Source organism: Daejeonella sp. JGW-45 (assembly GCF_029360805.1).
Lineage (GTDB): Bacteria > Bacteroidota > Bacteroidia > Sphingobacteriales > Sphingobacteriaceae > Daejeonella.
The window spans coordinates 114,806-139,841 of record NZ_JARKNC010000002.1 but is presented as its reverse complement, the minus strand read 5'-3'; the positions used below and the strand labels follow the sequence as shown (position 1 = coordinate 139,841).

17 protein-coding genes are annotated in these 25,036 nt (G+C 44.9%); 10 read left to right on the top strand and 7 right to left on the bottom strand.

What is annotated here, in order from left to right; genetic code table 11:
- The first annotated feature begins 53 nt into the window (after positions 1-53).
- The 5 genes from P2W76_RS03875 to P2W76_RS03855 all read left to right on the top strand — a co-directional run bounded on the left by P2W76_RS03875 (position 54) and on the right by P2W76_RS03855 (position 11,744).
- Positions 54-275 carry a VF530 family protein gene (locus P2W76_RS03875; protein WP_276346194.1) on the top strand — a complete coding sequence of 74 codons (222 nt, stop codon included), beginning with the start codon at positions 54-56 and terminating at the stop codon, positions 273-275.
- 133 nt (positions 276-408) lie between these two features.
- On the top strand, positions 409-8,967 hold the full coding sequence (locus P2W76_RS03870) for a cadherin-like domain-containing protein (RefSeq protein ID WP_276346192.1): 8,559 nt from the start codon (positions 409-411) through the stop codon (positions 8,965-8,967).
- 105 nt (positions 8,968-9,072) lie between these two features.
- Positions 9,073-9,645: a hypothetical protein gene (locus tag P2W76_RS03865; RefSeq protein WP_276346190.1), complete on the top strand. Its 573-nt coding sequence runs from the start codon at positions 9,073-9,075 to the stop codon at positions 9,643-9,645.
- Between the two features lie 94 nt (positions 9,646-9,739).
- The gene (locus P2W76_RS03860) at positions 9,740-10,276 is read left to right on the top strand and encodes a DUF3347 domain-containing protein (RefSeq protein WP_276346189.1); all 537 of its coding nucleotides are present in this window, start codon (positions 9,740-9,742) and stop codon (positions 10,274-10,276) included.
- Between the two features lie 181 nt (positions 10,277-10,457).
- Positions 10,458-11,744, top strand: coding sequence for a citrate synthase (locus tag P2W76_RS03855; RefSeq protein ID WP_276346187.1), 1,287 nt, complete (start codon positions 10,458-10,460; stop codon positions 11,742-11,744).
- Positions 11,745-11,811: 67 nt separating this feature from the next.
- Here the strand turns inward: P2W76_RS03855 and P2W76_RS03850 are convergent, their stop codons facing one another.
- From P2W76_RS03850 to P2W76_RS03835, 4 genes are all read right to left on the bottom strand, one after another.
- Positions 11,812-13,059 (bottom strand): nucleoside permease, encoded by a 1,248-nt coding sequence (locus P2W76_RS03850; protein WP_276346186.1) that lies wholly within the window; start codon positions 13,057-13,059, stop codon positions 11,812-11,814.
- 81 nt (positions 13,060-13,140) lie between these two features.
- On the bottom strand, positions 13,141-13,737 hold the full coding sequence (locus P2W76_RS03845) for a bifunctional nuclease family protein (protein ID WP_276346185.1): 597 nt from the start codon (positions 13,735-13,737) through the stop codon (positions 13,141-13,143).
- A 37-nt stretch (positions 13,738-13,774) separates the two neighbouring features.
- Positions 13,775-14,752 (bottom strand): electron transfer flavoprotein subunit alpha/FixB family protein, encoded by a 978-nt coding sequence (locus tag P2W76_RS03840; RefSeq protein WP_276346184.1) that lies wholly within the window; start codon positions 14,750-14,752, stop codon positions 13,775-13,777.
- A gap of 37 nt (positions 14,753-14,789) precedes the next feature.
- Positions 14,790-15,527, bottom strand: a complete 738-nt coding sequence (locus tag P2W76_RS03835; RefSeq protein ID WP_276346183.1) for an electron transfer flavoprotein subunit beta/FixA family protein — start codon at positions 15,525-15,527, stop codon at positions 14,790-14,792.
- Between the two features lie 44 nt (positions 15,528-15,571).
- On the opposite strand from P2W76_RS03835, the gene P2W76_RS03830 reads away from it, so the two are divergent.
- Together P2W76_RS03830 and chrA are read left to right on the top strand one after the other, a co-directional pair.
- Positions 15,572-15,907, top strand: a complete 336-nt coding sequence (locus tag P2W76_RS03830; RefSeq protein ID WP_276346182.1) for a tetratricopeptide repeat protein — start codon at positions 15,572-15,574, stop codon at positions 15,905-15,907.
- A 3-nt stretch (positions 15,908-15,910) separates the two neighbouring features.
- Complete coding sequence (gene chrA / locus P2W76_RS03825) at positions 15,911-17,113, top strand: chromate efflux transporter (RefSeq protein WP_276346181.1); 1,203 nt, start codon at positions 15,911-15,913, stop codon at positions 17,111-17,113.
- A 23-nt stretch (positions 17,114-17,136) separates the two neighbouring features.
- Here the strand turns inward: chrA and dnaB are convergent, their stop codons facing one another.
- A complete protein-coding gene (gene dnaB, locus P2W76_RS03820; protein ID WP_276346180.1) occupies positions 17,137-18,696 on the bottom strand; it encodes a replicative DNA helicase in 1,560 nt (519 codons plus the stop codon).
- A 288-nt stretch (positions 18,697-18,984) separates the two neighbouring features.
- Between dnaB and rlmB the strand changes: the two genes are divergently transcribed.
- Positions 18,985-19,770: a 23S rRNA (guanosine(2251)-2'-O)-methyltransferase RlmB gene (gene rlmB / locus P2W76_RS03815; RefSeq protein ID WP_276346179.1), complete on the top strand. Its 786-nt coding sequence runs from the start codon at positions 18,985-18,987 to the stop codon at positions 19,768-19,770.
- Here rlmB and P2W76_RS03810 read toward each other — a convergent pair.
- Positions 19,763-20,845: a mannose-1-phosphate guanylyltransferase gene (locus tag P2W76_RS03810; protein ID WP_276346178.1), complete on the bottom strand. Its 1,083-nt coding sequence runs from the start codon at positions 20,843-20,845 to the stop codon at positions 19,763-19,765. The two genes, rlmB and P2W76_RS03810, sit on opposite strands and share 8 nt — an antisense overlap.
- Positions 20,846-20,951: 106 nt before the next feature.
- Positions 20,952-21,917, bottom strand: a complete 966-nt coding sequence (locus P2W76_RS03805; protein WP_276346177.1) for a KpsF/GutQ family sugar-phosphate isomerase — start codon at positions 21,915-21,917, stop codon at positions 20,952-20,954.
- A 92-nt stretch (positions 21,918-22,009) separates the two neighbouring features.
- Between P2W76_RS03805 and recQ the strand changes: the two genes are divergently transcribed.
- Together recQ and kdsA are read left to right on the top strand one after the other, a co-directional pair.
- Positions 22,010-24,196: a DNA helicase RecQ gene (gene recQ / locus P2W76_RS03800; RefSeq protein WP_276346175.1), complete on the top strand. Its 2,187-nt coding sequence runs from the start codon at positions 22,010-22,012 to the stop codon at positions 24,194-24,196.
- Positions 24,196-25,008, top strand: coding sequence for a 3-deoxy-8-phosphooctulonate synthase (gene kdsA / locus P2W76_RS03795; protein WP_276346173.1), 813 nt, complete (start codon positions 24,196-24,198; stop codon positions 25,006-25,008). Before recQ ends, kdsA begins: the two co-directional genes overlap by 1 nt.
- Positions 25,009-25,036: the final 28 nt, after the last annotated feature.

The following is a 25,036-nucleotide window of genomic DNA, read 5'->3' as shown; positions in this document are numbered from 1 at the left end:
GATCGGTTGCCCAGCTACGCTCGCAATGACTTAATTGATATCTTTGTGGTGATATGCCAATCATACAGCCCAATAATCCCCTGCACGGCAAAACTCTCGAAAGCATCCTGGTTGAGCTGGTAAATTATTACGGATTTGAAAAGCTCGGCCGGCTGATCCCGGTAAAATGTTTTACGGATAATCCGAGTATACAATCATCGCTTAAATTTCTGCGGAAAATTCCCTGGGCAAGGAAGAAGGTAGAGGAGCTTTTTCTTAGAAGCAGAGGAAATTAATTCAAAATTTATTTTCCGTTGACCGCAAGGAGGAAATGCAAAAGAAAGTGCCTTCTGTATAGTATTATGGCATTTTTTTGAAACCTTCTTTGTGTTTTTCCGTAGAAAAACTCATGCAGGGGGATCAGATATAATGGCTATTGTTACACAGCTGTTCAGGCGATTTCGCTTTCTTTCTTTGTGGTGCCTCCTCTGTTGTCTGCCAGTCTTTGCTGCTTCATCTATCCCCGGGTCTAAAATCACCATAGCGAATATCCCGCCTGAGGCGATCGATGTAAAGAATTTTTATCTGCAAAGTATTAATGAGCCTTTCCAGATCCTTCCTCTTGTTGGTAAGGACTCGGATGGGTCGATAAAGGAATTTAAAATTATTGCAAGGCCACACGCCAATTCTCAGGGCCGGCTGATGTTAAATGGCGTAGAGGTTGCAAACGGCCAGGTATTAACGCCAGCACAAGCGAAGCAACTGAAATTCGAGCCGAAGTCTGGTTTTACAGGCACTGCCAGCTTTACTTATACTGTAATTGATAATGAAAATTCCAGCGATAACACTCCTGCCACGTTTACCATCCCGGTGACAAACAATACGGCGCTACTTGTCTGCAGTGGAACAGGATTGGGAACAAACATTCTAGGACCTTCAGGAACATTTAGCGCTCCTTATATTACCCCTAATACGTCAGTGACCAATTGTATAAATAATGGTTTGTCTGCCGCCGCACCGACCGGTAATCTGGGAATCGATAAACCAGACCAGACGAAATACACCTACGCTTCCACGGAGGGTAGTCTCGGCCCCGAGGGTACCTACTCGTTTCTCAAAACACTTGGGACGATGAGCAACCGTAATTGCATTAAGACAGATTGGGTAGCATCGGACCATACCGGGGACGGGGGATATGCCATGATCGTTAATGGTTCGCCTAATACGACCACCTATGGGAAAACCTTTTATCAGGCTAAATCAATTTCTGTCTGCCCGAATACACTATACGAATTCTCTGCATATGTAATAAATGTTTTGCCCGGAGACCATTCTGCTGCAAAAGCAGGTACCGAACCGAATATTAGCTTTTATATAAACGATCAGTTGGTATCCACGTCGGGCCCTATCGCTTACTCGGATGCTTCGGTAAACTACGTTCCTCAATGGGTAAAAGTGGGTGGACTTTGGTACTCTGGTCCGAATACCACCTCCGTAGAATTAAGAATTGATAATGCAACAGTTGTAGCCGGCGGAAATGATCTTGGTCTGGACGATATCTCACTGGCTATTTGCGGCCCGGATATTACCTATCCCGATATCGATCTGACCGCGAAATTCTGCTCCTACGGTGTTTTGCCCTTAAAGGCCGATATTAAAGCTTCCATAAACACCTATTCGGCTTATATCTTTCAAAACAGTATTGACGGCGGACAAACATGGATTGATATGGGTAGCGCAAAAATAGGAAGCCCGGTCTATAATGCGACGCTCAATACGTATGAATACCAGGCTGTATATGGCGATATTCCAATAAAGCCTTCAATGGATGGATACCGTTACCGGCTTAAGGTTGCTACAGATATAAACAATCTTACGGGCACAAGCTGCAATGTCTCAGCCGATAAGGTGATCACAGTGTCTACCTTCAATATTCCTGTGGCCGGTGAGGATATTACCGGTTGTAATCCGGCTACAACCGCCAAGCTGGCGGCGGCCGGTGCGGGCGAGACCTGGTCTGTTGTTGTGGGGAATCCTGCTCCGGCTACAATAGATCAGTTGGGGAATATTTCGGGAATGACCGTTAATGGTATCTATAAATTCCAGCTGTCTAATACAGTTGGCTGTTCCGATATGATCAGCGTCACCAGGGATGAAGTTAAAAGCGCCGGTGCCGATGTTATAGTATGCTCCCCGGCAACTACGGTTAAACTGGCGGACGCAGGAACGGGGTATAAATGGGAGCTTGTTGGCGGCAACCCGGCTGCTGCAACTATAGATCCGGCAACGGGTGCAGTTGCCGGACTTACAGCAGATGGTATTTACCGATTTAGATTGCGTTCTGACTATGGGGGCTGTACGGATGAGATCCTCGTTACTAAATCGACCGTTAGCCTGACCAGTACTAAAACTGATGTATCGTGTTTTGGAGAAGCGAGCGGTTCAATAAACCTCAGCGTAAGCGGCGGTGTCGCTCCATATACCTACAACTGGAATAGTGGACAGACAACGGAAGATATTTCAGGTCTTGCGGCGGGTAGTTACACGGTTACTGTTACGGATTCGAAAGGATGTGTACAGGTAGGTTCGATTACCATTACCGAGCCAACCGAGATCATAGCTACGATTACCCCAACCGCTGTAAACTGTTATGGGACATCCACAGGTTCTGCAACCTTAACGGTTAGTGGCGGGACTGGGGCTTACACGTTCCTGTGGAGTAATGGTCAGACAACCCAGAATGCGACAGGCCTTGCGGCAGGGAATTACACAGTAACCGTTACCGATGCCAATGGTTGTGAGAAGGTTGTTCCGGCTACCATTACCGAGCCAGCCGAGATCATAGCTACGATTACCCCAACCCCGGCAAACTGCTTTGGTAGTTCCACAGGTTCCGCAACCCTGACGGTTAGCGGTGGGACAGGAGCTTATACCTTCCTGTGGAGTAACGGTCAGACCACCCAGAATGCCACTGGTCTTGCAGCGGGGAATTACACGGTAACCATTACGGATACAAACAGCTGCCAGAAAACCATACCAGTGAGCATCACTGAGCCAGCAGAAATCATTGCCAGTGTTACTTCAACCCCGGTAAACTGTTTTGGAACATCCACAGGTTCTGCAACCCTGACGGTGAGTGGCGGGACGGGAGCTTATACCTTCCTGTGGAGTAATGGCCAGACCACCCAGAATGCAACAGGCCTTGCGGCAGGGAACTATACAGTAACCATTACCGATGCAAACAGCTGCCAGAAAACCATACCAGTGAGTATCACTGAGCCAACAGAGATTACCGCTACTGCCGTTGCTACCCCGGCAAACTGCTTTGGTAGTTCCACAGGTTCCGCAACCCTGACGGTTAGTGGCGGGACGGGCGCTTATACCTTCCTGTGGAGCAATGGTCAGACGACCCAGAATGCAACAGGTTTGGCTGCAGGGAACTATACAGTAACCATTACCGATGCAAACAGTTGCCAGAAAATTATACCTGTTACGATCGCTGAACCAACTGAGATTACAGCTACAGCCGTTGCTACCCCTGTAAACTGCTTTGGCATCTCAACAGGTTCTGCAACCCTGACAGTCAATGGCGGAACAGGCGCTTATACCTTCCTGTGGAGTAATGGTCAGACGACTCAGAATGCAACAGGTTTGGCTGCAGGGAACTATACGGTAATCATTAGGGATGCCAATGGCTGTGAGAAGGTAGTTCCGGTTATGATCACTGAACCAACAGAAATCATTGCTAGTGTTACCCCAACCCCGGTAAACTGCTTTGGAACGGCTACAGGTTCTGCTACCCTGACGGTGAGTGGCGGAACGGGCGCTTATACCTTCCTGTGGAGCAATGGTCAGACGACCCAGAATGCAACAGGTTTGTCTGCAGGGAATTACACTGTGACCATTACCGATGCAAACAGTTGCCAGAAAACCATACCGGTTACGATCACTGAACCAACTGAAATTACCGCTACAGCCGTTGCTACCCCGGCAAACTGCTTTGGTACATCCACAGGTTCTGCAACCTTAACGGTTAGTGGCGGAACGGGCGCTTATACCTTCCTGTGGAGTAACGGCCAGACGACTCAAAATGCAACAGGCCTTGCAGCGGGGAATTACACGGTAACCATTACGGATGCAAACAATTGCCAGAAAACCATACCAGTGAGCATCACTGAGCCAGCAGAAATCATAGCCAGTATTACCCCAACCGCTGTGAACTGTTACGGTACATCGACAGGTTCTGCAACCTTAACGATTAGCGGCGGGACAGGAGCTTATACCTTCCTGTGGAGCAATGGTCAGACCACCCAGAATGCAACAGGCCTTGCGGCGGGCAACTATACCGTTACGATCACCGATGCAAACAGCTGCCAGAAAATTATACCGGTGAGCATCATAGAGCCAACAGAAATACTTGCCAGTATTACCCCAACCCCGGCAAACTGCTTTGGTAGTTCCACAGGTTCTGCAACCCTGACAGTCAGTGGTGGGACAGGAGCTTACACTTTCCTATGGAGTAATGGTCAAACGACTCAGAATGCAACAGGCCTTGCAGCAGGGAACTATACGGTCACGATCACGGATGCCAATGGTTGTGAGAAGGTTGTTCCGGTTACGATCACGGAACCAATTGAGATTACAGCTACCGCCGTTGCTACCCCGGTAAACTGCTATGGCACGTCCACAGGATCCGCAACCCTGACGGTTAGCGGTGGGATAGGCGCTTACACTTTTCTATGGAGTAACGGTCAGACGACTCAGAATGCAACAGGCCTTGCAGCAGGGAACTATACCGTAACCATTACCGATGCAAACAGTTGCCAGAAAATTATACCTGTTACGATCACTGAACCGACTGAGATTACCGCTACCGCCGTTGCTACCCCGGCAAACTGCTTTGGTAGTTCCACAGGTTCTGCAACCTTAACGGTAAGTGGTGGGACAGGAACTTATACTTTCCTGTGGAGTAATGGTCAGACCACCCAGAATGCAACAGGTTTGGCAGCAGGTAATTACACGGTAACCATTACGGATGCCAATGGTTGTGAGAAGGTAGTTCCGGTTACCATTACCGAGCCAGCTGAGATTACAGCTACCGCCGTTGCTACCCCGGCAAACTGCTTTGGTAGTTCCACAGGTTCTGCAACCTTAACGATCAGTGGTGGGACGGGAGCTTATACCTTCCTGTGGAGTAACGGCCAGACGACCCAGAATGCAACAGGTTTGGCTGCAGGGAACTATACGGTAACCATCACCGATGCCAATGGTTGTGAGAAGGTAGTTCCGGTTACGATTACTGAACCAACAGAAATACTTGCCAGTATTACCCCAACCGCTGTAAACTGCTTTGGAGGATCCACAGGTTCCGCAACCCTGACCGTCAGTGGTGGAACGGGAGCTTATACCTTCCTGTGGAGCAATGGTCAGACGACTCAGAATGCAACAGGTTTGGCTGCAGGGAACTATACGGTAACCATCACCGATGCAAACAGTTGCCAGAAAACCATACCTGTTACGATTACCGAACCAATTGAGATTACAGCCACCGCCGTTGCTATTCCTGTAAACTGCTATGGCACGTCAACAGGTTCGGCAACCCTGACAGTTAGTGGCGGAACGGGGGCTTATACTTTCCTTTGGAGTAACGGCCAGACGACTCAAAATGCAACAGGTTTGGCTGCGGGGAATTACACGTTAATCATTACGGATGCAAACAATTGCCAGAAAACCATATCGGTTACGATCACTGAACCAACTGAAATTACCGCTACCGCCGTTGCTACCCCTGTAAACTGTTATGGCACGTCCACAGGTTCTGCAACCCTGACAGTCAGTGGCGGGACAGGCGCTTACACTTTCCTGTGGAGTAACGGTCAGACGACTCAGAATGCAACAGGTTTAGCTGCAGGCAACTATACAGTAACCATTACGGATGCAAACAGTTGCCAGAAAATTATACCTGTTACGATCACTGAACCGACTGAGATTACCGCTACCGCCGTTGCTACCCCGGCAAACTGCTTTGGTAGTTCCACAGGTTCTGCAACCTTAACGGTAAGTGGTGGGACAGGAACTTATACTTTCCTGTGGAGTAATGGTCAGACCACCCAGAATGCAACAGGTTTGGCAGCAGGTAATTACACGGTAACCATTACGGATGCCAATGGTTGTGAGAAGGTAGTTCCGGTTACCATTACCGAGCCAGCTGAGATTACAGCTACAGCCGTTGCCAGCCCGGTAAATTGCTTTGGAGGATCCACAGGTTCTGCAACCCTTACGGTTAGCGGTGGAACGGGCGCTTACAGCTTCCTGTGGAGTAACGGTCAAACGACTCAGAACGCGACGGGTCTTGCAGCAGGGAATTATACGGTAACCGTTACCGATGCCAATGGCTGTGAGAAGGTAGTTCCGGTTATGATCACTGAACCAACAGAAATCATTGCCAGTGTTACCCCAACCGCTGTAGACTGCTATGGGGGATCTACCGGTTCTGCTGCTCTGACGGTTAGTGGTGGAACAGGAGCTTATACCTTCCTGTGGAGTAACGGTCAGACGACCCAGAATGCAACAGGTTTGACTGCAGGGGATTACAAAGTAACCATCACCGATGCGAACAGTTGCAAGAAAACCATACCGGTTACCATTACTGAGCCAACAGAGATTATCGCTAGTATTGCCCCAACCCCAGTAAACTGTTATGGCACATCTACAGGTTCCGCTGCCCTGACGGTTAGTGGCGGAACGGGAGCTTACACCTTCCTGTGGAGCAACGGCCAAACGACTCAGAATGCAACCGGCCTTGCGGCAGGAAATTATACGGTAACCATTACCGATGCCAACAGTTGCAAGAAAACCATACCGGTTACGATCACCGAACCAACAGAGATCACAGCTACTGCCGTTGCTACACCAGCAAACTGCTTTGGAGCATCCACAGGTTCTGCCACCCTTACGGTTAGTGGTGGAACGGGAGCTTACACCTTCCTGTGGAGTAACGGACAGACGACCCAGAATGCGACAGGTTTGACTGCAGGTAACTATACAGTAACCATCACCGATGCAAACAGTTGCAAGAAAACCATACCGGTTACCATTACCGAACCGACAGAGATAACAGCTACTGCCGTTGCTACACCAGCAAACTGCTTTGGAGCATCCACAGGTTCTGCCACCCTGACGGTTAGTGGCGGAACGGGAGCTTACACCTTCCTGTGGAGCAACGGCCAAACGACTCAGAATGCAACGGGCCTTGCGGCAGGGGATTACACAGTAACCATCACCGATGCAAATAGTTGCAAGAAAACCATACCGGTTACGATCACCGAACCAACAGAGATCACAGCTACTGCCGTTGCTACACCAGCAAACTGCTTTGGTACTTCCACAGGCTCTGCAGCCTTGACAGTCAGTGGCGGAACAGGAGCTTATACCTTCCTGTGGAGTAACGGCCAGACGACTCAGAATGCAACAGGCCTTGCAGCGGGGAATTACACTGTAACCATTACCGATGCAAATGGATGTATTGCCAGATCAGCAATTACGATATCGCAGCCCCCGAAGCTTGAACTTGCTGTAAGTAAATCAGATGTTTCATGCAGCGGATCAAATACAGGCGCAATTTCTCTGGGTATAAAAGGCGGAACAGCTCCGTATACCTACGCCTGGAGCAACGGCCAGACGACAAAAGATCTAACACTATTGGCGTCAGGAAACTACAAGGTTATTGTAACCGATGCAGCGAATTGCACGGCCAGTGCAGATGTGAGTATAAGTCAGCCCGAGCCCTTACGTGCAACATTATCCGCGAAAAATGCTAGCTGTCTGAACAATGACGGCTCTATTGTCAGCAAAATAACCGGGGGAGTCACACCATATAAGATCTCATGGTCAGGAAGCATCTCTGCAACGGATCCGGAGCTGAAAAACGTAGCTGCCGGAACGTATGAAATGCTTGTAACGGACGCGGCAGGATGTACAATTAGCGTCAAAGCTGAAGTTATGCCAGCAGCATGTTTGCCTTTGGCGAAGAACGATAGTTTTAATATTGACCAGGACAAGCTCTTAATGGGAGATGTAGCTCCGAACGATAGCAATCCTAAGTCTGATAAATTAACCTTTACCAAATTAACCGGTCCTCAAAACGGCAAGATTACCTTTGAAGAGGATGGGAAATTTACTTTTACGCCAGATAGGGATTTTGCAGGCATTGCTGAGTTTACATATAGGGTATGCAATACTTCCGGCGAATGTGACGAAGCGAAGGTTACGATAAATGTAAATGCATATACTACCGTTAATTTAACGCCGGTACTGTCGTCCGTAAGAGAAGGAAATAAAATTGCCGTAACCGCGCGACTGCTTCGCCCATTCCCGGAGGATGTGGTTATAACCGTTGATTATAACGGTAAAGCTCAACGGGAACGGGATTATCTGGTTTTAGACCAGGATATGAGCTTGAAAATTCCAAAAGGAGCCTTATCGACAACAGAAAAGATAACAATAGCTGCTTTGAACGACGGCTTTGAGGAGGGTGATGAAGATATCATTTTGAAGATCAGGACGGTTTCAAATCCGGATGTGCATATAGGAAATGCTGCTGTTGTAATAATAAATGACATATATCCTCCTCCGCCAACCACCGATGTACCGCAGGACGAGCCTGTTAACAATGCGATAATTCCTGATCCGTTGATGTCGCCTAATAACGACGGGAATGGCAATGAATTTTTTACGATACAAAACGTAGAGCTTTATCCAGATAACGAGGTTCTGATCTTTAACCGTTGGGGAAATGAGCTTTTTGCATTAAAAAACTATAATAATAGCGACAGGAGTTTTAAAGGCTTCGCCAACAAAGGCATGTTGGTTAACTCGGAGCTGCCTCTGACCGATGGGGTTTATTTCTATGTAATATATACTTACCGGACAGTGGGCAACGAAAGGATCAAACAGGTGAATAAAGGATATTTGATACTTAAGCGGTGATCGCCCGCATGGACGGCAGTCACTGTGAACTGGCGTAGGGGCAATTATTGGCACAGACCTTGTTTAGAAGGGCATGAGTTTAATTATTACTCTAAACAGTACCTTATGAACAAGACTAAATTTTTATTTGCATCTGCAGCAGCTGCGGTTGCTATTCTTATCGGATCATCTAACTCCAACGCGCAAACCAATGCACCTGCGAGTGATGGAGATTCTAAAGCCACACGTTTGGGAATTGGCCTGAATGCTGGCATCCCTACTACCGACGGGTATAAATTTGCATTTGGCGGGGATCTTAGATTACAAAAGGACTTTACAAGTAACGTTTCAGGATTATTGTCGGTAGGATATAATACCTTCTCCGTAGACTCTGAAATTTATTCAGCTGTAACCCCGGCCGGCGAGATAGTTGATAATTTGGACTACATCCCGGTAAAGGTAGGTCTTAAAGTATTCCCGGTACAGAGATTTTACTTTTCCGGTGAGGTTGGAGCAGCCTTTCCTATGCGTGATGGAGCAAAGACGGCTTTTGTATATGCACCGGGGATAGGGGTTGGAACGAACTTAGGCATAGACGTCGGATTGCGCTATGAAGGAATGACCGGCAGCGCAAATTTATTGTCGCTCAAGAACCCGGGGCAGGTTGCTTTGCGATTAGCCTACGGGTTTAGTTTGTGATCATAGATCTGTCAGAAAGTCCCGTATTTACGGGACTTTCTGTTTTTTGATCTCGTTTACCAATAATTACCGATATTTGAAAATTAAACGAACCATGATGAAAGTAAAACTAATTGTTTCCGGATTAATTATCGCATGTGCATCTGTTTCCTGTAACCAGACTGCCGATTCAAATAAGAAGAACACAGCCGATTCTGCCTCAGTTTCTTCAACGTCAATTGCTGATATTAAAGATGAGAACACACAGCAGGTGTATAACCACTATCTAACATTGAAAGACGTGCTTGTTTCCTCCGACTTCCCTGCTGCGAAAGAGGCTGCAAAAGAACTAGCCTTTGCACTTTCCAAGGTTGATGGTTGCGAGAATACGGCAGCTCTGGCTGGTAAAATTTCAAATGCTAAAGATTTAAAAGAACAACGCGTTCATTTTACAGCATTAAGTTCTGACGTGATTGCTCTGATGAAGCATGCAGATGTAAACTCAGGAACGTTGTTCGTTCAATATTGCCCAATGGCAAATGAAGGCGAAGGAGCTTATTGGCTTTCCGCTGAGAAGGAAGTCATGAATCCTTACTATGGTGACGAAATGCTGAATTGTGGTGAAGTCAAAGACACCCTCGGCGCAAAATAGGCCGGAAGCTTAAGCTGGAATTATATAAAATACCTTTTTAGAGCTCTTTGATTTTCATTAAATAGTTGGAGATTAGCGCGAATTACATTCCGCTAACAAAAATATTGCAAAACCTTTCCTGAAAATTACCACATAAACCACCATAATTATTAGTTTTGTCTAATAACTACTATAAACCAATATGTCTGAATCAGCATCCCTAACCATAGGAGATAAAACGTACGAATTACCAATCATTGAAGGTACTGAAGGGGAAAAAGCAGTTGATATTTCAAAACTTCGCGATCAAAGCGGCTATGTTACCCTGGATTCTGGTTACAAAAATACGGGTGCTACAAAAAGTGCTATAACTTTTCTGGACGGCGAAGAGGGAATATTAAAATACCGTGGATACGCGATCGAGGAGCTTGCCCAAAAATCAACATTTCTTGAAGTTGCTTATCTTCTGATCTACGGAGAATTACCAACACAGCGTGAATTGGATGCGTTCCAAACTGATATTTCTAAACATACCCTGGTTCATGAAGATATGAAGAAATTCTTTGATGGATTTCCTTCTAAGTCTCACCCAATGGGTCAGTTGTCTTCTCTTATATGCTCATTGTCAGCTTTTTATCCTGAATCTCTTAATTCAAGGCAGTCGGCAGAGGAACAAAATCAAACTATTATTAAGCTTTTGGCCAAAATGACAACGGTTGTTTCCTGGATCTATAAAAAGTCTTTAGGTCACCCGGTAATTTATCCGCTGAACAAGCTTGATTATGTAAGCAATTTTCTGAATATGACATTCGGTCAGAGGACCGAAGACGTAGAAATAGATCCTGTATTTGTGTCGGCGATGAATGTATTGTTCATTCTTCATGCCGATCATGAGCAGAATTGTTCAACATCTACAGTAAGAATGGTTGGTTCGTCTGAGTGTAATCTGTATGCGTCAATATCTGCCGGGATTTCGGCCTTGTGGGGCCCTTTACATGGTGGAGCAAATCAGGCCGTGATCGAGATGCTGGAGCAAATAAAAAATGATGGCGGCGATACAGATAAATGGATCAATAAAGCAAAAGACAAGAATGATCCTTTCCGTTTGATGGGATTCGGTCACCGGGTTTATAAAAACTTTGACCCGAGAGCAAAGCTTATAAAGAAGGCTTGTGATGATGTATTGGACAAGTTGGGTATTAGTGATCCAGTTCTTGATATTGCTAAGAAATTGGAAACTGCAGCCCTGAATGATCCGTATTTTGTAGAGAGAAAATTGTATCCGAATGTAGACTTCTACTCAGGGATCATCTATCGTGCTTTAGGTTTCCCAACAGATATGTTTACAGTTTTATTTGCTCTTGGACGTTTACCAGGCTGGATCGGACAATGGAAAGAGATGCGTGAAAATAAGGAGCCGATCGGTCGCCCGAGACAAATTTATGTGGGTGAAACGCTTCGTGATTACGTTGAGTTGAAAAATAGATAGTATTGAGATGAGCTATGGGCATTGGGCTATGAGCTCATTTCTCACCGCCCATAGCTCATCTCAATACTCACAGCTCATTTTTCACTGCCTCTAACTGATCAGGCAAGTGCTTGTATTTGAACACCACTGGAAATATAACTGCCAGTATCAGCGCATAGCCGGCAAACGTGAACCAGATGCTTTGCCAGTCGCGAATGCCGCCAGCCGTGAAAAAATCAACAACCCAGCCGCTTAATATTCCACCAAAGAATGCTCCGAGTCCGTTTGTCATTAACATAAACAGACCCTGTGCACTTGCCCGGATAGCGGGATCCGATTCCCTTTCTACAAATAGGGAGCCTGAAATATTAAAGAAATCAAATGCCATCCCGTAGATTACCATGGACAGCACGAGGAGCCACAAGCCATCACCCGGATTACCGATGCCGAATAGCGCAAAGCGTAATACCCACGCTATAATGCTAAATAACATTACTTTACGGATACCGAACTTATGAAGAAAAAAGGGGATCGTTAAAATAAACAGCGTTTCTGAGATCTGAGAAATAGACAACAGCAGGTTTGGATGCTGAACACCGAATGAATCGGGATAAGTGGTTTTGAAATCGTCAAGGAATGAACCGCCAAATAGGTTTGTTATTTGAAGCGCGGCGCCAAGGAACATAGAGAAAATAAAAAATATGGCGAGCTTCCGCGATTTGAAGAGCACCAGTGCGTCCAGTCCCAATGTTGAAGAAAAACTCCGTGCATCGCCGGATTTTAAAGGCGGGCGGGGTGGCATTGTAAAAGCATAAAGTCCCAGAAGCAGAGAGGCTGCAGCACTTACATATAATTGTAGCGGGCTTTTCGTAAGGTTAAGCAGGTCAACAACCCACATAGCAATTATAAATCCTATCGTACCCCAGACACGAATAGGAGGGAAAGACTTTACGATATTCATGTTGCTCTTTTCCAGAGCATTATAGGACACGGTGTTCGCTAAAGCTATAGTAGGCATATAAGCCATACAATAAAACAGCATTATAATATACAAGGACGGATAATCCTTTATCTGAGCTGCAAGAAACAGCAGCAACGCACCAGCGATGTGACAGGCTCCCAATACGCGCTCGGCATTAAAGAAACGGTCCGCAATAATTCCCATAACCGCCGGCATAAATAAAGAGGCGATTCCCATTGTGGCAAATATGCTGCCTACTTCAACTCCCGTAAACTGCAGGGTAACGATCATATACCCGCCAAGAGATATTAACCAGGAACCCCAGATAAAGAATTGAAGGAAGTTAAGGGTGATCAGACGCAGTTTTATATTCATATTAAGCAGCTATATTTATAACAAAAGATAGGACTAATTTAAATATAAACCAATGCGTTATAAAAACTGCAGGATGATCTGCTAAGAAGATTTTCTCCTTGAAAGCTCGTCACGTATTTTCGCGGCTCTTTCATAAGCTTCATCAGAAAGGGCTTCCTTGAGTTTTGTCTTCAGCTCTGCATCACTCAGCGAGCTGTAACTTATTGTTGCCGAAGGAGTTTTTTCTTCCGGTTGCGGCTCAATATTTTCGAGAAATACAAATTCGTTTCCTTCTATGACGATCCCGGCTGTTGCCAGGATAAATTCATACGTATAGATCGGGCATTCAAATCTTACTGCCAGAGCTATAGCATCAGACGTACGCGCGTCTATTTCTGTTGTTTTTTTGCCATCACTGCAGATAAGTTTAGCGTAAAAGATTCCATCTACGAGGTTGTAGATAATGACTTCCTGCACATTGATGGAATAAGCTTCGGCGACTGACTTAAAAAGATCGTGTGTAAGTGGCCGGCTCGGAGTCATCTTTTCAATCTCAATCGCTATTGCCTGAGCCTCAAACCCTCCAATAATAATCGGTAGTCTTCTTCGGCCGTTTACCTCGCCAAGGACCAAGGCATAAGCACCTGACTGTGTCTGACTATAAGATAACCCAACTATATCTAATTTTATCTTCTTCATTAAAAAAGCTTAACATGTACGCAGATCACCATCGCTATTAGGAATGTGATTTGTAAGCTTTTACAGCTTCTGTTAATTTAGGTACTACTTCAAATGCATCACCAACTATGCCATAATCTGCAACTTTGAAGAATGGTGCTTCCGGATCCTTATTAATTACCACGATAGTTTTAGATGAGCTGACGCCAGCAAGGTGTTGTATAGCGCCTGAAATTCCAACAGCAATATATAGATTAGGGCTTACGGCAATCCCGGTCTGGCCAACATGTTCTTCATGCGGACGCCACCCAGCGTCTGACACAGGCTTTGAGCAAGCAGTGGCCGCTCCGAGCGCTTCCGCCAGATCTTCTATGATCTTCCAATTCTCAGGGCCTTTTAATCCCCGGCCGGCCGACACAACCAGCTCGGCATCCGGAAGAGCGATTTTATCGGTAGCACGTACAACATCGGTCACTTTGATGCGCAAGTCGCTTTCCTTTATTTCTGGCTGGTATGCTTCAATTTTTCCTTCAGCCGCGATTTCTTTGAGCTGGTGAGAGTTGGGATTTAATGCAATCACTTTTTTTGCTGAACTAAGCTCAACAAGCGCAAAGGCTTTGCCTGAAAATGCTGTTTTCCGGACGGTGAAACTGTTGTTTTCCAAGTTAGGCAGCCCGATGGCCGAATCCGCAAGCCCGGCCTTTAATTTAACTGCAATTCGCGGAGCGAGTCCTTTGCCGCTAAATGAATTCGCCAATACGACAACATCTGCCCCTTCTTTTTCCGCGGCTTCAGAAATCACCGTTGCATAGGCCTGGTTAACAAATGTTTTCAGTCTGTCGTCGCTTATATTAAGTATTCTTGATGCCCCGTATTTTCCCAGGACATTTAATTCGTCCTGTGCTACGGTTCCGATTGATACTGCAATAAGATCCGTGCTTAAAAGATCTGCAATAGCTTTGGCATAAGAAACTACTTCAAACGTAGATTTCTTAAACTTGCCTTCCGCATTCTCTACATATACTAGAACTGACATATTCGCTTTTTACCCCCTGAGGGAAATTAATATTGTATTAAATGACTTTTGCTTCTGTATGTAATAATTCAACAAGCTTTTCTGTTTCATCCGGTGTTAACATCTTTACAGAACCGCGGGGGGCAGGAGTGGAGTAAGATTTAAATGAAACCAGCTTTTCTATTTCCTTTGCTTCTAAAACCTGCAGGGGCTTAGTTCTTGCCGACATAATACCTCGCATATTAGGAATCTTTGGTTCAGCAACACCTTCGGCGCAGCTTGCAATAAAGGGAAAATCAACTTTTATCATTTCCTTTCCGCCTTCTATCTCACGCTCTATGGATGAACTATTTCCATCGGTGTTTAGTTTTTTAATAATGGAAATGGATGGAATGTCAAGAAACTCACCGATCATGGCAGCAACCTGCGAGCCATTATAGTCTATCGACTCTCTGCCGGTTAAGATCAGATCAAACCCATTTGACTTAGCATATTCTGCGATTTGGAAAGACACAAAATAGGCATCGCGCGGAAATGCATTTATACGTACCGCATCATCTGCACCAATGGCCAGCGCTTTTCTTATCGTCGGCTCAGAAGATGATTCGCCTACATGAATAACAGTGACTGTGCTTTTACCGCCTTCGGATAGCTCGATGGCACGGGCTAAAGCGATCTCATCATACGGGTTCAGTATATATTGAACCCCTGCTGTGTTGAATTGGGTATTATCACTGCTAAAAGTTATTTTTGTTGTTGTATCCGGTACGTTGCTGACACAAACTAATATCTTCATATAGATTCGGTTTTTACAAATCTACTCAAAAAAGCTAAAATAAAATGCACCATATACGATTAGAAAAGCTTCTGAATTTCCTGCAAAATGAACCTAATGATCCATTTTTGAAATATGCGATAGCAACGGAATATCTGAACTCAAATGAGTGGGAGAAAGCCATAATCTATTATGAAGATCTTCTGAATAATCATCCGGATTACGTAGGCACATACTATCATGCAGGAAAGCTTTACGAACAAATAGACCGTAAAGCCGACGCTATATCTACCTATAAGAAAGGAATGGAGATCGCCCGGGGTGCAAGGGATATGCACGCTTTCTCAGAATTGCAGGGTGTTTATAATTCGATCATGGGCTTAGATTACGAAGACGATTAAGTCATGCCCAGTAAACGCCACCTGTTATTTTTAAGTGATGTGGTATGGTTTACCTTCACAGCATTCGGTGGCGCTACTGCGCACTTGGGAATGATGCTGAAGAACTTTGTTCATAAGCGGCAGTACATTTCTGAAAGCGAACTGCTGGAGCTCAATGCGCTGACACAGGTCTTGCCAGGTCCCTCGTCCACTCAGACACTGGTTGGAATTGCTTACAAGGTAGGGGGATTACCTATTGCGATTACAGCGTTTTTAATCTGGATAATCCCTTCAGCTACCATTATGACAGTTGCAGTGCTTAGTTATACGATGCTTGGCCAAAAGGAGAAGTTTGCCCGGGTGCTTGAGTTCATACAGCCCGTTGCAGTGGGTATAGTGGGCTATGCTGCTTTTAAGATTGGCCGTTCAATTCTTAAAACTCAAACAGCATTCTGGCTTGCCGGCGCCTCACTTATCGCCACTCTTATTCTCAGAAACGCATACGCCTTTCCGATCATAATACTTATTGCGGGTATAATCTCGTCGGCAATAGACACACCACTAGAAGAAACGGAGATCAGAAGTAAGCTGTTTGCGAAGATCAATCCCAGGAAAATTGCATATTTTATTGGTGTACTGCTCTTTTTTGCAGGACTTGGTGCTTTAATTAACCGGACTTCGCCGTTTAGCTTGCCTATACGTTTGTTCGAGAACTTTTATCGCAATGGCATAATGATCTTCGGCGGCGGGCAGGTATTAGTCCCGTTCATGTATACAGAGTTTGTCGGTATGAAGGATTACCTGACCTCTGACCAGTTTTTGTCTGGCTATGCCTTGCAGCAGGCACTTCCAGGCCCAACCTTTGCGTTTACTTCCTTTGTAGGCGGAATGACATTAAAAAATGCGGGCTACGATTTTTACGGACAGGTTGCAGGCGGCCTGATCGCTGTTCTGGGGATAAATTTGCCTGGTTTGATACTTATTCTTTTTATTGTCCCCTTCTGGAACGATCTGAGAAAGATTACCAGGATTAAAAACTCTCTGTCGGGAATAAATGCCGTATCAGTAGGATTTATGGGGGCAGCATTCCTCTTACTGCTACAACCTTTCGGGATAAGCCTGATGACAGTAGGTATAGTCGTTATTACCTTCCTGTTGCTATTATTTACCAGGGTCAGAACACCATTCCTGATCCTCGCAGGTATCCTGCTGGGCCTTTTCTTATAACTGCTGAAGTGGCACTAGCCTTATTAGAATGGCGGCTCATCATCCAGGTCATCCATCCTGGATGGGCGGATGATAAAATTATTAGGCTTTTCGAAATCCTGGGAAGGCGCTATTCCTGCAAAAGGATTCGGATTGGAAGAAACAGAGAAATCTTCTTCGAGATCTAAAAATTTCACAAACTTTCCGACGAAGCGAAGTGGCACTGTTCCGGTCTCGCCATTACGGTGTTTTGCTACGATGACCTCACCGATACCAACGGTCGAGCGCCCTTGTTCGTCTTCGGTCAAACCATAATACTCGGGGCGATATAGAAAAAGGACCATGTCAGCGTCCTGCTCAATAGATCCCGATTCCCGTAGATCCGAAAGCATGGGCTTCTTACTGCCTCCGGGCCTGTTTTCCACGGCACGACTTAGTTGCGAAAGGGCCAGAACAGGGACATTAAGTTCTTTGGCGACAGATTTCAAAGCTCTTGAAATACTACCTATCTCCTGTTCACGGTTTCCACCTTTGCCATCACTTTTTCCGTGCATCAGCTGCAGGTAGTCAATGATGATCATCTGAATATCGTACTGAGCTTTCAGACGTCTGCATTTTGCCCGGAATTCAAAAATATTGAGCGCGGGCGTGTCATCGATGAACAGAGGGGCCTCGGTAAGCTTACCTATTTTCGAATGGAGCTGTTGCCATTCCCATTCTGCCAGATGGCCCTTACGGATCTTTTCCTGTTCGATTTCAGTTTCACCGGAAATCAGACGATTAACCAGTTGCACCGACGACATTTCGAGAGAGAAGAACACAACGGGTTTCCCGAATTGAACCGCGGCGTTCCTCGCACAACTTAAAACAAAGGCTGTTTTACCCATCGCCGGTCTCGCCGCAATGATTACCAGATCTGAGGGCTGCCATCCGGAAGTCATCCTATCCAGCGCCGTAAAGCCTGAAGCGACCCCCGTCAGTCCGTCAACTTTATCTTTTATCTTCTCCAAATTTTCCAGCGATTCACGTATGATATCGTCCATTTTTCTCGAATCTCGGCGCAGATTATTTTGAGCTATGTCGAAGAGGTTTTTCTCAGCGTGGTCCAGAAGATCGAAAATATCCGTCGTATCCTCATATGCGTTACTTATGATCTCAGTCGAGATCCGGATAAGCTCACGCTGAATAAACTTTTGCGAAATGATCCTTGCATGATATTCGATATTTGCTGCAGAAGCTACACGATTCGTGAGTTCGGTGATGTAGTAAGCGCCACCGATCATTTCAAGATCACCCTGTTGGCGCAGTTGAGCCGTAACGGTAAGAATATCGATAGGTGAGGACTTTTGAAACAGAAACTGTATTGCTTCGAATATCTTCTGGTGACTGTCTTTGTAAAAAACATCAGGTTTCAAGATATCGATGACAGCCGAAAGAGCATCTTTCTCGAGCATTAATGCTCCCAGTACTGCTTCTTCCAGATCCAGGGCCTGCGGCGGTAACTTTCCCAGGCCGCTGACTATGGTACTTAGCCTGTTTCTCCGGTCGCCCTGCAGTGTGTTTTTGTTCCCTCTGCTAAAATCCTGTTCGTTATCTAAACTCATGACAACAAAAATATGCAAAAAAGGATCGTCAAAGTTTTTAGTTTTTCACAACGTATATTTTTAGCAAAACACACTATTAGCCGCCACCTGATTCAAACGTGTTCCTGTTAACATTGACTGTTAGGAAAGTATGGATATTCAAGCGCGTTTGCTTTTTGAAATATCAGATTCAATATGTTTATAACTTTTTCGGATGTTAATAAGTCAAAAAAGGGTTTGCTTAATTTGTTCGCTCTAATGCCGAAATAGAAATTATATCTACCTTGGTGCCATCAAAAAAAAGTATAAATGAACACTAACTCTTTCAACCGGAGACGGGATCCGTCTTCTCATGAGTCTAATCAAATGGTCTTTGGTATCCGTGCAGTCATTGAGGCGATCAGAAGCGGAAAGGAAATAGAAAGTCTCTTTCTTCAGAGAGGATTAACTGGCGGAATTATGCTGGAATTGCGGAGCATGCTGAAGGAAAATGACATCGTGTTTCAACTTGTACCAATTGAGAAATTAAACAGGCTTACGCCCAAGAACCACCAGGGCGCGGTAGCCTTTATCTCACCAATCACTTACGAGAAGATCGAGAATGTAATTCCGGCTATTTACGAAAGGGGAGAAGTGCCACTTGTTTTGATGCTGGATGGCATTACCGACGTCAGGAATTTTGGCGCTATCGCACGCAGCGCTGAGTGCGCGGGGGTGCATGCCATTATCGTACCTGCCAAAGGATCTGCGCAGATCAATCCGGACGCAATCAAAACTTCTGCAGGTGCGCTCTATAAGGTTCCGGTATGCCGGCACGAGAGCCTCGTCAAAACAGCCAGGTTCCTTCAGGAATCAGGTTTGCAGCTGGTAGCGTGTACCGAAAAAACTACTGAATACATCTACCAGCCTGATTATACCGTTCCGACCGCGGTAATAATGGGTTCAGAAGATACCGGAATTTCTACCGATCTGATACGTATTTCAGACCACCTGGCTAAGATCCCAATGTTCGGTGAGATTGAATCACTCAACGTATCTGTTTCGGCCGGAGTATTATTATATGAAGCTGTGAGACAGAAAATGAGTGCTAAATAAAGTCCGCTCCGAAACGTTGCTTGATATCTGTGACGATCTGTTTAACCGCCTGTTCCTGATCGCGCGGACAGATCAACAAAGTATTATTGTCTTCCACCACAATAAAATCGTGTAAACCTTGTAGCACCACCAGTTTTCCTTCTGGTACATTCACCATACAATTGGATGAATCGTACATTATTACGCGCTCTGATGGAATAACAGCATTGCCAACATAATCCTTATCCGACAATTCGTATACCGACGCCCATGTGCCCAGATCCGACCAACCGAATTCTGAAGGCAAGACATAGACATTATCGGCTTTTTCCAGGATGCCGTAGTCGATCGAGATATTCGTGCACTGGGTAAATGCCGCCTGTATGAACTCTGTCTCTTTATCGGTGTTATACAGCTGAGCGCCCTCGTTGAAGATATCGTTTATCTCGGGCAAATATTTTTTAAATGAATTAAGGATGTTTTTAACAGACCAAACGAAAATTCCGGCATTCCATAAAAAATCCCCGCTCTGTATAAACGTCCGGGCTAAGTCAACATTTGGTTTTTCTGTAAAGGTTTTTACTTTAAAAAAATCCTCATCTATCTTTTTTGTGTTATACTGGATATAACCATAACCAGTATCCGGACGTGAAGGTTTTATCCCCAGTGTTATCAGGCAGTCGTTTTCAGAGGCTGTTTCCAATGACTTGCGAATGCTTTTTACGAATTCTTCTGTGTCAAGGATCAAATGGTCCGAAGGTGCAACGACTATAGCAGCCTCAGGATTTAACTTTTCGATTTTATGGCAGCCATAAGCTATACATGGAGCCGTATTCCTCATAACTGGTTCACAAAGTATCCTGCTCTTGTCCATCGAGGGGATTTGTTGCAATACAAGGTCACAATAGATCTCGTTTGTCAGTATAAAGATATTTTCTGCCGGTAAGATTTTAAGAAAGCGATCGTAGGTTTGCTGAATAAGGGTTTTTCCAGTACCCAGAATATCTATAAATTGTTTTGGATGCGCAGTGCGGCTTATAGGCCAAAATCTGCTGCCAATTCCACCTGCCATAATTAAGGCGTAGTTGTTTTTCATTAGAATATAATTGTTTTTTGGCGGCTATGAAACTTGCACGAACTTATATTTATGTTTTTTTTGTGAGCGGCGAGCCCGTGCAGGTTTCATAAGATTGTTAATGTTTTTAAATGATACCTTCTTTCAACAGATCGTGCAGATGAATAAATCCTTCAAATTTGGTTTTGGAACCAACAAGTATCTGGGTTATATTATTTGTTCTTAAGACCTCAAGCGCATTTACTGCCAGTTCATCTTTATCTATATACTTTGGAGATGTGCTCATTATATCTTTTGCCCGAAGGCTGTCAATGCGATCATATTTTTCAAGCATTCTTCTGATATCGCCATCAGTAATGATGCCACTCAGCTGCCTATCATCCACAACAGCAACCGCACCTAATCTGTTTTTTGTTATTTCAACAATAACCTCTTTTACGGTAGTGTCTGAAGAAACTTCCGGTTTTTCGTTCAATGCGGCCAGATCACCTACCTTTAGATACAGACGCTTACCTAAAGCACCTCCCGGATGATATCTTGCGAAATCTGCTGAAGTGAATTCCCGGCATTCTAACAGGCAGACTGCCAATGCGTCACCCATCGCCAATTGGGCAGTCGTACTAGTTGTGGGAGCCAGATTATTAGGGCATGCCTCAATATCAACCGATGTGTCAAGTACCCAGTCCGCTTGCCGCGCGAGAAAAGAATCTGTATCCCCGACCATCGCAACAAGTTTATTATCAGACTGTTTCAGTAGGGGTACGAGTACTTTAATCTCAGGAGTATTCCCGCTTTTTGAAATGCAGATAATCAAATCATCTTGTTGTATCATGCCAAGGTCGCCGTGTATCGCGTCTGCTGCGTGCATGAAAATTGCGGGCGTTCCGGTGGAATTAAACGTTGCAACAATCTTTTGTGCTATAATTGCGCTTTTTCCGATGCCGGTTACAATAACCCGGGCATTTAGGTATAAGATTTGTTGTACTATCTCGGGAAAATCGTCGTTTAGTTGTGTAGAAATACGGGTAATACCATCTGCTTCTATTTGCAGAGTTTTTTTGGCTATTTCTATTATTTCCCGGGAATTTTTCAATAGATTATTTTTTAACGAAAAAGATAATTTATGGCAAATTTATGTTATTTTGAATATTATTATGACCCATTTTTAATTTTTCCAGCTAAGCAATGGAAATAAACAAATCGTTATTCGACAATCTCCAAAACTTTTTTGGGTTTGATAACTTTAAGGGCGACCAGGAAGCGATTATAACCAGCATACTTCAGAAAAAAGATACATTCGTTATTATGCCTACAGGCGGTGGCAAGTCTATTTGTTACCAGCTGCCTGCATTAATGAGCGACGGCACAGCTATCGTCATCTCACCTTTGATAGCTTTGATGAAAAATCAGGTCGATCAGCTCAGAGCTTTTGGCGGAACTGACAGTATTGCTCACTTTCTGAATTCATCGTTAAACAAGTCGGAGATCACCCGCGTTAAGGAAGACGTTACCAGCGGAGCGACAAAATTATTGTATGTAGCCCCTGAGTCTCTTACTAAAATAGAGAACATAGATTTTTTAAGAGGGATAGCAATATCATTCGTAGCTGTCGATGAAGCTCACTGTATTTCGGAATGGGGCCATGATTTCAGACCGGAATACCGAAAAATAAGGCAGGTTATTGATAATATCGGCGATAATATCCCTATCATCGCTCTGACCGCTACGGCTACGCCGAAGGTTCAGCAGGATATTCAGAAGAACCTTCAAATGACAGGTGCTTCACTTTTTAAATCTTCGTTTAACAGACCCAACCTTTTTTATGAAGTGCGGGCGAAACGCGACGTTATTAAGGAAATCGTCCGGTATGCCAAGATGAATTCAGGTAAATCCGGGATTGTTTACTGTCTCAGCCGCAAAAAAGTGGAGGAAGTTGCCGAGTCTCTAAAACTGAATGGTATAAAAGCTTTGCCTTACCACGCAGGTCTTGATCCCAAAACCAGAGCAGAAACTCAGGATGCTTTCCTGATGGAGGATGTAGATGTCATAGTGGCTACTATTGCTTTTGGGATGGGAATAGATAAGCCGGATGTTCGATATGTGATCCACCATGATATTCCAAAAAGTATGGAGGGATATTACCAGGAGACCGGCCGTTCGGGCAGGGATGGAGGCGAGGGGATCTGCGTAGCTTTCTATTCGCAAAAGGATATAGACAAGCTTACCAAATTCATGAAAGATAAGCCCGTTTCTGAACGGGAAATCGGAACCCAGATATTAAAGGAAGTTATTGACTATGCCGAATCTTCCGTATGCCGCCGTAAACAGATCCTCCATTATTTTGGTGAGAATTTCAATGAAACCGGCTGTAATAATATGTGCGATAATTGCCGCCATGCAAAAAAATATTTTGATGCAGAAGCTCCGTTGCGAAAGGTACTAACCTTAATAAAGGACTTCGGTGAGAAGTTTGATGACCAATATATTATCAACTTTATGATGGGCATGGAGAATTCCCAGATATCGTCATACGAGCATGATAAGCATCCTTTATTTGGTTCGGGAAAAGATCAGGGAGAAATACTGTGGAAGTCCTTGTTGCGTCAGGCTGTGCTAAATAACTTTGTTCAGAAAGATATCGATAATTATGGGCTTTTAAAGCTGACAAAATCCGGAAAGGCGTTTATTGATAATCCTCATTCATTAAAGTTTATCCTGAATTATTTAATGGCTGATGCCGAAGACGAGGTGGAAGAGGCGCAACATCAGGGAGGAGCCCTGGACGCGGTGCTGCTTCAAATGCTGAAAGACCTGAGAAAGAAGATCGCTAAGCAAAAGAACCTGCCTCCGTTTGTCATCTTCCAGGATCCGTCTTTAGAAGAGATGTGTACCCATTATCCGGTGTCTGTCGATGAACTCAAGCAAATTCAGGGTGTAGGCTCAGGCAAAGCGATGAAGTTTGGCCAGCCATTCATTGACATGATTAAAAAATACGTCGATGAAAATGATATTGACCGGCCGGTAGATTTGGTTATTAAAAGTGCCGCCAATAAATCGGCACTGAAAGTTTCTATAATTCAGAATATTGACCGGCAGATAGCTCTTGAAGATATCGCTTCGGCAAAGGGTATATCTTATGATGACATACTCAAGGAGCTTGAAACAATCGTCAATTCGGGAACTAAGTTGAATCTGAATTATTACATTGATGAATTAATTGAAGAAGACCGCCAGGATGAGGTGTTTGATTATTTCAGGGGATCGGAGGTCGATTCTATTGACAATGCGCTGGCTGAGCTGGGAGATGATGATTATACCCGTGAAGAGGTGCAATTAATGCGAATTAAATTTTTATCGGAACTAGGAAATTGATGATTAATAATATTCCCCGGATCAGACATTCTCAATCGAGTAATTTCTTCCTGATGGCTGGGCCATGTGTAGTTGAAGGTGAAGAGATCGTTCTTCGAATTGCAGAAAGAGTAGTAGCAATTGCCGACAAACTCCAGATCCCACTTATTTTTAAAGGATCTTATCGAAAAGCTAATCGTTCGAGACTCGATTCTTTTACCGGAATTGGTGATGAAAAGGCTTTGAAGATATTGGCTAAAGTAAGCCGGGAATTTGATATTCCATGTGTGACTGATATCCACGAGAGTGATGAAGCGGCAATGGCGGCCGAATTTGTCGATGTGCTTCAAATACCGGCCTTTTTATGCCGGCAGACTGATCTGCTTATAGCAGCTGCAAAAACGGGGAAGGTTGTCAATATTAAGAAGGGTCAGTTTCTTTCTGCGGGTTCCATGAAGTGGGCGGTTGATAAAATAACCGAATCCGGAAACCCAAACGTTATCCTTACTGATCGCGGAAATACTTTCGGATACCAGGATATTATCGTAGACTATCGCGGAATCCCTGAAATGCGTGCTTTTGGAGTTCCTGTGGTCATGGATTGCACGCACTCATTGCAGCAGCCCAACCAGGCAAGCGGGGTAACAGGGGGGAAGCCGGCGCTCATCGAGACAATTGCAAAGGCTGCTATCGCTGTAGGCGCAGACGGCCTTTTCTTCGAAACGCATCCCGATCCGGCAAACGCGAAATCCGACGGCGCAAATATGCTTAATTTGGACTTGCTTGAAGGACTAATGACAAAGCTCATCCGGGTACGGGAAGCAATTTTATAAGTCGTTCTTAACAATGCCGGAAGCGGCC